General features: G+C 38.0%; 12 protein-coding genes. 11 read left to right on the top strand and 1 reads right to left on the bottom strand.

Annotated features, from left to right (window positions below; translation table 11 throughout):
- Positions 1-80 precede the first annotated feature (80 nt).
- The 7 genes from dxs (at position 81) to ABC371_RS14440 (ending at position 8804) form a co-directional block, all read left to right on the top strand.
- Positions 81-1970 carry a 1-deoxy-D-xylulose-5-phosphate synthase gene (dxs, locus tag ABC371_RS14410; protein WP_412897415.1) on the top strand — a complete coding sequence of 630 codons (1890 nt, stop codon included), beginning with the start codon at positions 81-83 and terminating at the stop codon, positions 1968-1970.
- Positions 1971-1972: 2 nt separating this feature from the next.
- Positions 1973-2803: a TlyA family RNA methyltransferase gene (locus ABC371_RS14415; RefSeq protein ID WP_412897416.1), complete on the top strand. Its 831-nt coding sequence runs from the start codon at positions 1973-1975 to the stop codon at positions 2801-2803.
- Positions 2804-2974: 171 nt separating this feature from the next.
- Entirely contained in the window at positions 2975-3424 is a 450-nt protein-coding gene (gene ahrC / locus ABC371_RS14420; protein ID WP_412897417.1) for a transcriptional regulator AhrC/ArgR, read from the top strand.
- A gap of 30 nt (positions 3425-3454) precedes the next feature.
- Complete coding sequence (recN, locus tag ABC371_RS14425; protein WP_412897418.1) at positions 3455-5164, top strand: DNA repair protein RecN; 1710 nt, start codon at positions 3455-3457, stop codon at positions 5162-5164.
- Between the two features lie 395 nt (positions 5165-5559).
- On the top strand, positions 5560-6849 hold the full coding sequence (spoIVB, locus tag ABC371_RS14430; RefSeq protein ID WP_412897419.1) for a SpoIVB peptidase: 1290 nt from the start codon (positions 5560-5562) through the stop codon (positions 6847-6849).
- A 286-nt stretch (positions 6850-7135) separates the two neighbouring features.
- The gene (gene spo0A / locus ABC371_RS14435) at positions 7136-7930 is read left to right on the top strand and encodes a sporulation transcription factor Spo0A (RefSeq protein ID WP_412897420.1); all 795 of its coding nucleotides are present in this window, start codon (positions 7136-7138) and stop codon (positions 7928-7930) included.
- Positions 7931-8075: 145 nt separating this feature from the next.
- Entirely contained in the window at positions 8076-8804 is a 729-nt protein-coding gene (locus ABC371_RS14440) for a glycerophosphodiester phosphodiesterase (protein WP_412899361.1), read from the top strand.
- 28 nt (positions 8805-8832) lie between these two features.
- Here the strand turns inward: ABC371_RS14440 and ABC371_RS14445 are convergent, their stop codons facing one another.
- Positions 8833-9096, bottom strand: coding sequence for a DUF2627 domain-containing protein (locus ABC371_RS14445; protein ID WP_412897421.1), 264 nt, complete (start codon positions 9094-9096; stop codon positions 8833-8835).
- A gap of 174 nt (positions 9097-9270) precedes the next feature.
- Here ABC371_RS14445 and ABC371_RS14450 point away from each other — a divergent pair, with 174 nt between their 5' ends.
- The 4 genes from ABC371_RS14450 (at position 9271) to buk (ending at position 14422) form a co-directional block, all read left to right on the top strand.
- Entirely contained in the window at positions 9271-10992 is a 1722-nt protein-coding gene (locus ABC371_RS14450) for a sigma 54-interacting transcriptional regulator (RefSeq protein ID WP_412897422.1), read from the top strand.
- Between the two features lie 158 nt (positions 10993-11150).
- Positions 11151-12056, top strand: coding sequence for a phosphate butyryltransferase (gene yqiS, locus ABC371_RS14455; protein WP_412897423.1), 906 nt, complete (start codon positions 11151-11153; stop codon positions 12054-12056).
- Positions 12057-12091: 35 nt separating this feature from the next.
- A complete protein-coding gene (gene bcd, locus ABC371_RS14460) occupies positions 12092-13189 on the top strand; it encodes a branched-chain amino acid dehydrogenase (protein ID WP_412897424.1) in 1098 nt (365 codons plus the stop codon).
- A gap of 123 nt (positions 13190-13312) precedes the next feature.
- The gene (gene buk / locus ABC371_RS14465) at positions 13313-14422 is read left to right on the top strand and encodes a butyrate kinase (RefSeq protein WP_412897425.1); all 1110 of its coding nucleotides are present in this window, start codon (positions 13313-13315) and stop codon (positions 14420-14422) included.
- Positions 14423-14433 lie beyond the last annotated feature (11 nt).

The following is a 14433-nucleotide window of genomic DNA, read 5'->3' on the forward strand; positions in this document are numbered from 1 at the left end:
TTTTTATCCTCCTTTTTGAACACGTATTTTAGCTTTAAAGTATATGAGTGCTGAATAGTAAATGAAAGTGAGTGAAACCTTTGGATCTTCTAAGTATTAAAGACCCTAAGTTCCTTAAAAATATGTCAATAGCTGAATTGGATAAATTAAGTCAGGAAATCCGTCAATTTTTAATAGAGAAACTATCAAAGACTGGTGGACATATTGGCCCTAACCTTGGTGTGGTTGAATTAACAATTGCATTACATAGGGAGTTTGACAGTCCAAAGGATAAATTGATTTGGGATGTTGGTCACCAGTCTTATGTTCATAAAATTTTGACCGGACGGGCTTGTGAATTTGATACATTACGTCAATATAAAGGGCTATGTGGGTTTCCGAAGCGTATTGAAAGTGAACATGACGTTTGGGAAACCGGACATAGCTCAACAAGTCTTTCCGCAGCTATGGGTATGGCGGTTGCCCGAGATGTAAAAGGAACAAAGGAATTTGTCATCCCCATTATTGGCGATGGTGCCTTAACTGGTGGAATGGCATTGGAAGCGTTAAATCATATTGGACATGAAAAGAAAGACATGATTGTGATCCTAAATGACAATGAAATGTCAATTGCACCAAATGTAGGTGCTCTTCACCATGTCCTTGCAAGATTGCGTACTGCAGGTAAATATAATTGGGTTAAAGATGAGCTAGAACTTTTACTCAAGAGAATTCCAGCGGTAGGCGGAAAGCTTGCAGCAACAGCTGAACGTGTAAAAGACAGTCTTAAATATCTTCTTGTATCAGGAGTCTTTTTCGAGGAACTAGGATTTACCTACTTAGGTCCGATTGATGGACATAATTTTGAGGATTTATTTGAAACCCTTGAATATGCTAAGAAAACAAAAGGGCCAGTATTAGTTCATGTCATTACGAAAAAAGGAAAAGGCTACACCCCTGCTGAAACAGACAAAGTGGGCACGTGGCACGGTACAGGACCTTATAAAATTGAAACAGGTGATTTCGTTAAACCGGAAAATGCACCTCCGGCATGGAGTGCAGTCATTAGTGAGACCGTTCGAAAGCTTGCGAAAGATGATAAGCGAATTGTCGCGATTACACCTGCAATGCCTGTAGGTTCTAAGCTTGAAAAATTTGCGAAGGAATTTCCAGAGCGTATGTATGATGTAGGAATTGCGGAACAGCATGCAACTACAATGGCTGCTGGTCTTGCTACCCAAGGTATGAAGCCGTTTCTTGCTATATATTCGACCTTTTTACAAAGGGCATATGATCAGGTTGTCCACGATGTGTGCCGTCAAAATCTGAATGTATTCATTGGAATCGATCGTTCTGGTTTAGTAGGGGCAGATGGAGAAACACATCAAGGTGTATTCGATATTGCTTTTTTAAGACATATTCCTAATATGGTTATCATGATGCCAAAGGACGAGAATGAAGGTCAGCATATGGTGAATACGGCAATTCATTATGATGACGGTCCGATTGCCTTAAGATATGCAAGAGGCAATGGTCTTGGTGTCGAAATGGATGAAGATCTTAAACTTATTCCAATTGGTTCATGGGAGATTCTAAAACCTGGCACAGATGCCGTAATTCTAACGTTTGGGACAACCATACCTATGGCACTTAAGGCTGCAGAGTTACTCGAACAAGAAGATATTTCAGTAAGAGTCGTAAATGCTCGCTTTATAAAACCCCTTGATAATGATATGATGCATCAAATTTTAGGATCAAATCTTCCAGTATTAACAATTGAGGAATCTGTGTTGATGGGTGGATTTGGAAGTGCAGTTCTTGAATTTGCGAATGATCATGACTATCAAAATGCCAAAATCGATCGTATGGGTATTCCGGATCTATTTATTGAGCATGGAAGCGTGAATGAACTACTTCGTGAAATTGGTATGACAACAGAGAATGTAGTTGAGCGTGTTCAAAAGCTCGTACCTAAGAAGAAAAGAGTGTAGGCATGGGTACAAAAAAAGAAAGACTTGATGTTTTATTAGTTGAACGTGGCTTAATCGAAACAAGAGAAAAAGCGAAACGTACCATCATGGCTGGTCTCGTTTATTCTAATGAAGAACGGCTAGATAAGCCCGGAGAGAAAGTAGAAATTGATATACCTCTCACTGTTAAGGGAAATGTTATTCCTTATGTTAGTAGAGGTGGGTTGAAGCTTGAAAAAGCGATAAAAGATTTTGATTTAAACATTCAAGATAAAATCATGATTGATGTTGGTTCCTCGACTGGTGGCTTTACCGATTGTGCCCTTCAAAATGGCGTCAAAAAATCATATGCTCTTGACGTGGGGTATAACCAGTTAGCGTGGAAGTTGCGCCAGGATGAACGTGTCGTCGTCATGGAACGCACCAATTTTAGGTATGTAACACCGGCTGACCTTCAAAGTGGTTTACCGGAGTTTGCTACTATTGATGTCTCATTTATCTCGTTGCGGTTGATTTTACCTGTTTTAAAAACGCTTCTTGTACCAAATAGTGATGTTGTAGCTCTTGTAAAACCACAATTCGAAGCGGGAAAAGAGCAGGTTGGTAAGAAGGGCATTGTTCGTGATCCGAAAACCCATGAGGCGGTACTTACGCATATTATTGAATTTTCCTTAAAGGAAGGGTATGATTGCATTAATTTATCATACTCACCAATAACAGGTGGAGAAGGAAATATCGAATTTTTACTACATTTACGTTGGAATGGGCCTACTAATGTTGGTGAAAATAGACTACCTATGACCGAACAAGAGGTAGTTGAAACAGCACATGCAAACTTAAAGAATGATAAATGATAATCGAAGGGGGATAGCCACTGTGCTGTCCTTTTTCTTTCTAAAAATATTATTCGTTCATCCATAGTGTTAACCTGAAAATTGTTAAAAAAAATGTACAATTTTGTCTGAATCGGCTAACATAGGAGGTAAATAAACCACGTTTTACGATGAAAGTGAGAGGAATTCATTATGAATAAGGGGCAAAGACATATTAAAATTCGTGAAATCATCACGAGTCATGATATAGAAACACAAGATGAGATTGTGGATATTTTGAAAAGTGAGGGGTACAACATTACACAGGCGACCGTATCCCGTGACATTAAAGAACTTCATTTAGTAAAGGTACCTATGATTGATGGTCGTTATAAATACAGTTTACCAGCAGACCAACGATTTAATCCGCTTCAAAAACTTAAACGTTCATTAATGGATGCTTTCGTAAAAATCGATTCAGCTGGCCATATGCTTGTGATGAAAACTCTACCAGGGAATGCAAATGCTATTGGTGCTTTAATTGATCATTTAGATTGGGAAGAAATTTTAGGAACAATATGTGGAGATGATACCATCTTAATTATTTGCAAAAGCCCAGAGCAAACTGAAACGGTGTCAAATCGATTCCTAGACATGCTATGACGCAGGGCAGTGGAAGAGGAGGTGTAGGAATTGTTAGCAGAATTATCAATTAAAAATTTCGCCATTATTGAATCTCTTTCGATTTCATTGGAAAAAGGTTTAACTGTCCTGACTGGTGAAACAGGAGCGGGTAAATCCATCATCATTGATGCTATTCATTTATTGGTTGGTGGAAGAGGCTCCGTTGAATTTGTACGATATGGGGAAGAACGGGCAGAAATTGAAGGTCTTTTCTTAATTGAAGATGACAATCACCCTTGTTATGCAAAAGCAACAGAGTTTGGTATTGAAATAAGCGAGGGAATGGTTGTTTTACGAAGAGATATTTCGAAATCAGGAAAAAGTGTCTGCAGAATCAATGGGAAACTCGTGACCATTTCCATTCTTCGTGAATTTGGCAGAACATTAATCGATATTCATGGACAGCATGAGCATCAGGATTTGATGAATCAGGAACAACATATCTATATGCTTGATCAATACGGTGGAGATATCGTTAAACAAGCATTACAGGAATACCTAGCCATATATAAGAATTTTTTAAATGTGAAACAACGCTTAAAAAGTTTTAATGAAAATGAACAAGAGTTAGCCCATCGTCTTGATTTAATCCAATTTCAATTAAATGAGATTGGGAAAGCCGATCTGAAGCCTAATGAAGATGTGGAACTAACTGAAGAAAGAAATAAGATCTCAAATTATGAAAAGATATTTAAGGCCCTTCAAAATAGCTATAACGCTCTCCATGGAGATCAAAAAGGGCTTGATTGGGTTGGACTTGCCATGAATCATGCCGAGGATGTAATGGACATTGATAATGATTTAAAAGGCATTCAGGAGGTCATCTCCAACAGCTATTATCAATTAGAGGAAATTTCCTATAAAATACGCGATCAGCTAGACAATTTAGAGTATGATCCAGCAAGACTGGATTTTATCGAAGGTCGATTGAATGAAATTTCACAGCTAAAGCGGAAATATGGACAATCTGTCGAGGAAATTCTCGAATATGCCGCGACGATTGAGGATGAAATCGACACCATCCAAAATCGTGAGCAGCATATTGGTAAGCTAAAAGAAGAGCTTGAATCCATTTTAGAAGATGTTAAGCTTGAGTCCGAAAATGTATCACTTCTTCGGAAAAAGCTAGCAAAAGAGCTTGTTGAAAAAATAACACAGGAATTAAAAGACCTATATATGGAAAAAGCAAAATTTGATATTAAATTTTTTGAGGATTCACCTATTAAATTCACTCCAAATGGGAAAGATGATATAGAATTTTATATTTCAACAAATCCGGGTGAACCACTAAAACCTTTGGCAAAAATTGCCTCAGGAGGAGAACTCTCAAGGATTATGTTGGCGATTAAGAGTATCTTCTCAAAGCATCAAGGTGTTACCTCAATCATATTTGACGAAGTAGATACTGGTGTTAGTGGCCGTGTTGCTCAAGCCATTGCAGAAAAAATTTATGGGATTTCTGTAAACTCGCAGGTGCTTTGTATTTCCCACCTTCCACAGGTTGCGGCAATGGCCGACACCCATTTGTTTATTACAAAGGAAACCGTTCAGGGAAGAACTACCACCTCAGTTACTTCACTAGATGAAACAGAAAAGATCAAGGAAATTAGCCGTATGATTTCTGGAGTAGAAATCACAGATTTAACAAAAGAGCACTCAAAAGAATTGTTAAGTCTTGCAAAAGAAAGCAAACTTGCACGCCAAATGGTAAATCACTAAAAAGAAGCAATTTCACGGTGTATGTGAATAATGATTGGCTTTATGCAAAGTTAAGAGCAATTTTTATTTGTAATGCTATCCAAATTGGGTAGCTTTTTTAATCTCAGAGTGGTTATAAATGTTGCCCTGAAAGGTCAAATTATAGAATGTAGCCATAACTTTTATTCAGTCGGGTTTCCACCCTGTCTGAATAAGAGTTAAGCCTCCGGCGGATGCCACGATTTTTCAAATGAGATTTTTCGACACGTAAGATCAAAGACTAAGAACGCCACTTCCTGTGGCAACGTCTTTGTGACCCACCTCGTGTGGGCCTAAAAAAATCGGGCGGCAAATACGCTAAGGCGCATTTGATTTATGTTATGGCATGGGATAGGAGCGAGGAGAGTGAAAAGTAAATGAAAATAGATAAAATTAGATATATAATTGGTACATTTCTCCTTGTTTCAATAATGGCTTTGGGGTTTTCTAAGCCGCTTAAAGAATATATAGATATTCCAAAACACCTTACACTATTTGAAGGCCAAGATTTTACAGTTCAATCCACATTACCTGTCACGACAACGATTCAAGATTCCAGTTATGCCTTTTCAACTGCTGCCGATGATCAACAGATCTCTGTTGCTGCAAAAGAAAGCGGTGAAGGCGAAATGATGGTTGAGTTCGCAGGTATTCCTGTCAAAAAAGTCAATGTCAATGTTTTATCTGATTTTAAAGTTATACCTGGTGGGCAATCAATAGGGGTGAAACTTAATACACTAGGTGTGTTGGTTGTTGGTCACCACCAAATTGATACAAAAGATGGAAAAAAGTCCCCAGGTGAAATTGCCGGAGTCCAGGTGGGTGACATCATTAAAGAAATTAACGGTAAGAAAATTGAAAAAATGAGTGATGTTGGACCATTTGTTCAAGAATCCGGTAAGACAGGTGAACCGTTAAACCTAGTAATTGTCCGAGACAACGAGGATATCAAGACCGAGCTTATGCCGTTAAAGGATAAAAATGATGAGGCATATCGAATCGGATTGTATATCCGTGATTCTGCAGCTGGTATAGGGACGATGACCTTTTACCATCCTGAAACGAAAAAATATGGAGCATTAGGACATGTTATTTCAGATATGGATACAAAAGAGCCAATCGTCGTATCTGATGGACAAATTGTAAGATCAACTGTTACCTCCATTGAAAAGGGAAGTAATGGTGATCCAGGTGAAAAGCTTGCGCGTTTTTCAGCAGATAAGGAAATCATCGGGAACATAAAACGAAACAGTCCCTTTGGTATTTTCGGTGAGTTAAACAAACAAGTGAATAACGGCGTTATGGATAAGCCGCTACCAATCGCACTTTCACATCAGGTAAAGCCGGGACCTGCCAAAATTTTAACCGTCGTCGAAAATGATAAGGTTGAGGAATTTGACATAGAAATTGTAAGTGCTGTTCCTCAAAAAATTCCTGCTACAAAAGGAATGGTTGTAAAAATAACGGATAAACGCCTTTTAGATAAAACAGGTGGTATCGTTCAAGGAATGAGCGGTAGCCCTATTATTCAAGACGGTAAATTAATTGGTGCAGTTACACATGTATTTGTAAATGACCCGACTAGCGGGTATGGTGTCCATATTGAATGGATGCTAAGTGAAGCGGGTATTGATATTTATGAGAAAGAGCACAAAAAAGCGAGCTAACATGCTCGCTTTTCTTTTTGGGCTGATATTTTTTGTCGCCAAAAGATGAATGAGATTATATAATAAAATCAAAATAAAGATTTTTCGACAAAACCTAAATTTCATTTATAAATTATGGCGTATTTAGTCGAATATTTAAGTATAATGGAGAATAAATTATTTTTCAATAAATTTTTCCTATTTTTTTAAAAAAATAAAGGAAATCTTATTGCATTGTCGAATTCTTTCTTTAGAATAAGAATATATAGACAAATTTTTGCGGATTTTAGCTTGAGGAGGAAACAGAGTGAAAAAAATAACAGTTTGTGTGGTTGATGATAACAGGGAACTGGTTAATTTACTTGATGAATATTTATCTAGCCAAGATGATATCGAAGTCTTAGGTGTTGCTTATAATGGTCAAGATTGCCTTAATATGCTTCAAGATAAACAGCCAGATGTTCTCGTTTTAGATATTATTATGCCTCACCTAGATGGCTTAGCTGTATTAGAAAAACTACGTGATTTAAATCTTGAAAAACAGCCGAATGTTATTATGTTAACAGCTTTTGGTCAAGAAGATGTGACGAAAAAGGCTGTCGATTTAGGTGCAGCTTACTTTATTCTAAAGCCTTTTGACATGGAAAATCTTGCGAGTCGAATCCGTCAAGTTAGCGGAAAGTCTGCTCCGATCGTTAAACGTAATCCATCCAATTCGCTTATTCGAACACAGCAAGAAAATAGCCCGAAAAACCTAGATGCAAGCATTACAAGTATTATTCACGAAATTGGGGTCCCTGCGCATATTAAAGGATATTTATATTTAAGAGAAGCAATCTCAATGGTATACAATGATATCGAATTATTAGGCTCAATCACAAAGGTTCTTTACCCAGATATTGCAAAGAAATTTAATACCACTGCAAGCCGCGTTGAGCGTGCGATTCGTCATGCCATTGAAGTCGCATGGAGCCGTGGAAATATAGACTCTATTTCTAATCTTTTCGGTTATACAGTGAGTATGTCCAAAGCAAAACCCACAAATAGCGAATTTATCGCAATGGTAGCTGATAAGCTTCGTCTAGAGCACAAGGCTTCATGAGAGGGTAAGAAATAAATACATTCGAACTTATTATTAGTCGTATATTCAGAAAACACCGCTTTTATTTAAAGGCGGTGTTTTTTATGATCCATTTAAGGAAATTACTCTATAATGGAAGTATACCAAAAAAAGGAGATTATCGATGATGAGAACGAAAATTTTTGGGCATAGAGGTTCGGCCGGAACACATCCGGAAAATACAATGATTGCGTTTAAAGAAGCGGCAAGAGTTGGTGCGGATGGAATTGAATTAGATATCCAAATGACCAAGGATGGTGTAATAATTGTCATCCATGATGAAACGGTCAACCGAACAACAAATGGAGAAAATAAGGGCTGGGTCAAGGATTATACATTAAACCAAATCAAAAAAATGGATGTAAGCTATAAATTTAAGGATAAATACGGAATTTGCGAGATACCAACCCTTGAAGAAGTATTTGATTGGGCTAAATCAAACAATCTGCATATCAACGTTGAATTTAAAACTGGATTAGTTTCTTATAAGGGCATAGAAGAGAAGACCTTGAAGATGATTTATGACTACGGAATGGAAGATCGAATTGTGTTATCTAGCTTTAATCATTATAGCTTAGTAAAGTGTAGACGGTTATCGAGGACAATTGATTTGGCTATTTTATATATGGAGGGTCTTTACGAGCCTTGGAAATATGCAAAACGACTTCATACAAACGGAATTCATCCGTACCATCAAACCATTAATAAAGAAATAATCGAAGAGTCGAAGCGAAATGGTATTGCGGTTCGTCCGTTTACTGTAAATGATGAAAAGAAGATGAAACAATTTATCGAATTTGGGTGTTCTGCAATTATTACAGATTATCCAAAGAAGGCGAAAGCTTTGCTTAAATAAACATAAAATCCTGCTAAATTTAGCAGGATTATTTATTTTGCTCTCCAACTGGGGAGCTTTCTTTTTGGAATTTTTCTTGCACTTTATTTCGTTTACGGTCACGGTAAAGTATGAATCCGCCGATGAAGGATAAACCTGCTAGGAAGAAAATAAGACCGATAATAAATTGTAGCATTAAGGATGGAATCGGGCTATGTAACACACCAAAAAACATATCCCTCATGAATTTAATTCCAACTCCTGCAATAATGCCTGGTATTAGTAGCACGATTAGAGCCAGTATTCGTTGCATAATAAATAATCCTTTCACAAAATGACTTCTATATTAAATGTAAGCTATTCATAAAATTTGTCAAGATGAAGGTTTAAGGTTATTATAAATGTGTGCACAATTTTGCAAAGGGAATAAGAAGAGTATGTAAAATATTGCAAAACTCTTACCGATGATTGGGGGGTGGCTATGGTTATGGAAAAGGTTATGGTAGATTTGATTTTAGATTCAACCCATGATGGAATGATTGTCATTGATATAAATAGCCAAGTCATCTTACTAAACAATAGCGCATCAAAGATGATTGGTATTTCGAAGAAGGAAGCAATTGGTAAGCATATTTACGAATGCATTCCTGATAGCCGATTACCGGAGATTCTTTCAACAAGGGCTATTGAAGTTAACCAAGAATTTGTTCTGGAAAATGGACGTAAAATCATTACAACTCGAATACCAGTAGTGAATGAATCAGGAATGCTACTAGGTGCATTTGCTGTTTTTAAGGATATTACTGAAGTTGTTGATCTTGCTGAGGAAATTACAAATTTAAAAGAGATTCAAACAATGCTTGAAGCAATCATCCAGTCTTCTGATGAAGCTATAACAGTTGTGGATGAGAATGGAAATGGAATTTTAATAAATCGTGCATACACCAGAATTACCGGACTTGAAAAGGATCAAGTCATTGGGAAGCCTGCAAATGCAGATATTTCTGAAGGAGAAAGTATGCACATGCAGGTTTTAAAAACAAGAAGACCTGTAAGAGGTGCTCGGATGAAGGTGGGCCCTCATGATAAAGACGTAATTGTAAATGTTGCGCCAGTCATAGTAGATGGAAAGCTTAAGGGCAGTGTTGGAGTTATTCACGATGTATCTGAAATTAGTCAACTCACATCGGAATTGAACCGAGCCAGGCATATCATTCGTTCCCTCGAAGCAAAATATACATTTGATGATATTATCGGTTCTTCAGAAGAAATGGAAATTGCAATTGAACAAGCAAAGCTTGGTGCGAAAACTCCAGCAACTGTATTACTCAGGGGGGAGTCTGGAACGGGTAAGGAATTGTTTGCACATGCGATACATAATGAAAGTAGGCGCAAATATAATAAGTTTGTTCGTGTGAACTGTGCTGCAATCTCAGAATCACTATTGGAAAGCGAACTTTTTGGATATGAAGAAGGTGCTTTTTCAGGAGCGAAGCGCGGTGGGAAACGTGGCATATTTGAAGAAGCGAACAATGGCAGTATTTTCTTAGATGAAATTGGCGAATTGTCCTTAAATACACAAGCAAAATTATTAAGGGTTTTGCAGGAAAGAGAAATCAGGCGAGTAGGGGGCACAAAGTCAATCCCAATCGACGTAAGAATCATCGCTGCAACAAATGTAAATTTAGAAAAAAGTATTGGAAATGGAACATTTCGCGAGGATCTCTACTATCGAATAAACAAAATACCGATTCATATTCCATCACTGAGGATGAGAAAACAGGATATAAAACAACTCGCTGAGCATTTGCTAGTTAAAATAAATCAGGATTACGGGCGGACGGTTGAAGGATTAACTGAAGAAGCCATTCATTATTTATATGGTTATGATTGGCCTGGTAATGTTAGGGAGCTTGAAAACGTGTTAGGACGAGCCGTAATCTTTATGAACTATCAGGAAAGACTAATTGATATAAAGCATATCCAACCTCTACAAAATCTGAAGGAAAAAGCCCGTGTAATTCAATCCTTACCTGAAACTGATATTAAGGATGTTCCTCTATCAGATCTAGTGGAGAAGTACGAGGCAAAAGTTATTTCAGAGGTATTAAATTTAAATGAGGGTAATAAAACAGCTGCTGCCAAGTCGTTAGGGATATCGCTTCGGAGTCTTTATTATAAGTTAGAAAAATATAATATTGCAAATTAAAGCACGCAATTTTTTGCAAAATATGCATGATGTTGCATAATGTTTTTCGCGAAATAGGGTGTATGTGAAGCGCTTTCATTTCGTTTGCGTTGGCACGATAATTGCATATATAAAAAGCGAGGAACGAGGGGCTTTGATTGAAAAGAAGGTAAAAACGAATGAAACTGACTAATCTAATCAAACAAGCTGCAGGACGATCTCATGTTACCGTTGCAGTTGCGGCTGCAGAGGATGAAGAAGTACTTGAGGCAATTGTCGAAGCTGTAAATCACAGGCTTGCCCGTTTTTTATTGTATGGTAATCAGGAAAAAATAGTCCAAATCCTTTCTGAAAAAGGGGGAAACATTCAAGAGTCTGATGTACTCGATGTTGTAGATTCGCCAACACAAGAAGAAGCAGCAAAGGCTGCTGTCAAAGCGGTTCATACAGGGGCAGCAGATGTGTTAATGAAAGGAAATATTCCAACATCAACTATTCTAAAAGCCGTTTTGCATAAAGAATATGGACTACGGACAGGGAATGTTTTATCCCATGTTGCTGTCTTTGAAGTACCAGGTTATGAACGCTTCGTAATTGTAACGGACGCAGCTATGAACATAGCTCCTGAGCTACAGGAAAAGATACAAATTTTAAATAATGCAGTTAAGGTGGCAAACTCAATTGGGATAGACACTCCAAAAGTAGCCCCAATCGCAGCTGTAGAAGTGGTGAATCCAGCAATGCAAGCAACTGTAGATGCAGCTGTTTTAACCCAAATGAACCATCGTGGCCAAATTCAAAACTGTATTGTTGATGGACCATTAGCGCTAGATAATGCCATTTCGATTCACGCAGCTGAGCACAAAGGAATTACGAGTGCAGTGGCTGGACAGGCTGATATTTTGCTTGTTGCAACAATTGAGGTTGGAAATGCATTATATAAATCATTGGTTTATTTTGCAAAAGCAGAGGTAGGGGCCGTTATCGCGGGTGCTTCTGCACCAATTGTGTTAACTTCTAGGGCTGATTCTGCAAAAAGCAAATTATATTCATTAGCGTTAGCAGTTTGTTCTGCTAACAAATAATCAACTAATTATCATTCTTTGGAGGTACTAACAAAATGGAAATCTTTTCTTACATGGAAAAATATGATTATGAGCAATTATTATTTTGTCAGGATAAACAATCTGGTTTAAAGGCGATTATCGCGATACATGATACAACATTAGGACCTGCACTTGGTGGTACTCGTATGTGGACATACGCTTCAGAGGAAGCAGCGATTGAAGATGCATTAAGACTTGCAAAAGGTATGACCTATAAAAATGCAGCTGCTGGGCTAAATCTTGGTGGAGGGAAAACAGTTATTATTGGCGATCCTCGCAAAGATAAAAACGAAGAAATGTTCCGTGCTTTTGGACGTTATATCCAAGGGCTAAATGGTCGTTATATTACGGCAGAAGATGTAGGTACGACAGTTGCGGATATGGATATTATCCACGAAGAAACCGATTTTGTAACAGGGATATCACCTGCATTTGGATCTTCTGGAAACCCTTCTCCAGTGACTGCATTTGGTGTATACCGCGGAATGAAAGCCGCAGCCAAAGAAGCATTTGGTTCTGACTCACTTGAAGGAAAGATAGTAGCTGTTCAAGGTGTTGGAAATGTAGCATACACACTTTGTAAGTACCTTCATGAAGAAGGAGCAAGCTTAATTGTAACAGACATTAATAAAGATGCTGCTATGCGTGCTGTAAGAGATTTCGGAGCAAAAGCAGTGGACCCTGACGAAATTTATAGTGTAGAGTGTGACATTTATGCACCTTGCGCACTAGGCGCAACAGTAAATGATGAAACAATTCCACAAATAAAAGCGAAAGTCATTGCTGGCTCAGCCAATAATCAGCTAAAAGAACCACGTCATGGAGATGTGATTCATGAATTAGGCATTGTATACGCTCCAGACTATGTGATTAATGCAGGCGGAGTTATCAATGTTGCTGATGAATTATATGGTTACAATCAGGAACGTGCGCTTAAGAAGGTTGAATCACTGTACGACACAATTGAAAAAGTAATTGAAATCGCGAAAAGAGATGGCATACCAACGTATCAGGCTGCGGATCGTTTAGCAGAAGAGCGCATTGAAAGAATGAGAAATTCAAGAAGCCAATTTTTACAAAATGGACACCACATTTTAAGTCGTAGAAAGTAATAAGACTTCTAGATGGGGGAAGGCAAATTAAGCTTTTCCTCCTTTTTACCTTTTCCAATCATACTTGCGATTGAGATAGCAAAACAAACGGAGGACTGCATTTACGTATTGGAGGTTTCAATCTTGCATGACAAAGAATATCGGATTCTCGTTATTAATCCAGGTTCAACTTCTACTAAAATTGGCGTCTATGATAATGAACGTTCTGTTTTCGAGAAGACAATTCGACATGATCGATCCGCATTAAATGCGTATGAGAATATTATCGATCAATATGAATTTCGAAAGACTACAATTCTTGAAACATTAGATAATGAAGGCATAAATATTTCAAAACTGAACGCAGTTTGCGCGAGAGGTGGATTATTAAAGCCAATCCAAGGTGGAACATATAAAGTAAATGATGAGATGCTTCATGATTTGAGAATTGGTTATGCAGGGCAGCATGCATCGAATCTTGGAGGGATTTTAGCATATGAAATTGCTTCTGGCTTAAATATTCCGCCATATATCGTCGATCCCGTTGTAGTTGACGAACTTGAACCTATTGCTAGAATTTCTGGTTTTCATTTAATTGAAAGAAGAAGCATTTTTCATGCTTTAAATCAAAAGGCGGTAGCAAGAAGAGTCGCGAAGGACCTCGGGAAAACCTATGAAGAAATGAATTTAATCGTTACCCATATGGGCGGTGGAATTACAGTTGGCGTCCATAAGCATGGTAAAGTGGTGGACGTTAATAATGGGTTGCATGGTGACGGACCATTTAGCCCGGAACGAGCGGGGACAGTTCCTGCAGGTGATTTAATAGATCTTTGCTTTTCTGGTCAGTACTTCCGTGAAGAAGTCATGAAAAAACTGGTTGGTCAAGGTGGTTTAGTTGGCTATCTTGGTACAAATGATGCAGTTGAAGTCGAAAGAATGATTGAAAGAGGAGATCAAAGGGCGAAACTAGTCTACATGGCAATGGCGTACCAAATCGCGAAAGAAATCGGAGCGGCAAGTGCAGTTCTATCAGGGCGTGTTGATGCGATCATTTTAACGGGTGGATTAGCATATGGTGATGATTTTATCTCCGAAATTTCCAACCATGTAAATTGGATAGCGGATGTCATTATTCAACCAGGTGAGAATGAATTACAGGCATTAGCAGAGGGTGCGTTACGTGTGCTCCGCGGAGAAGAGAAGGAAAAGGAATATCCCGGAAAACAACTCCAGGCCCCTGTTTTAAAATAGGAAGGTGAATT

The sequence above is a fragment of the Bacillus jepli genome (assembly GCF_047238305.1).
Classification (GTDB): Bacteria; Bacillota; Bacilli; order Bacillales; family Bacillaceae_L; genus Ferdinandcohnia.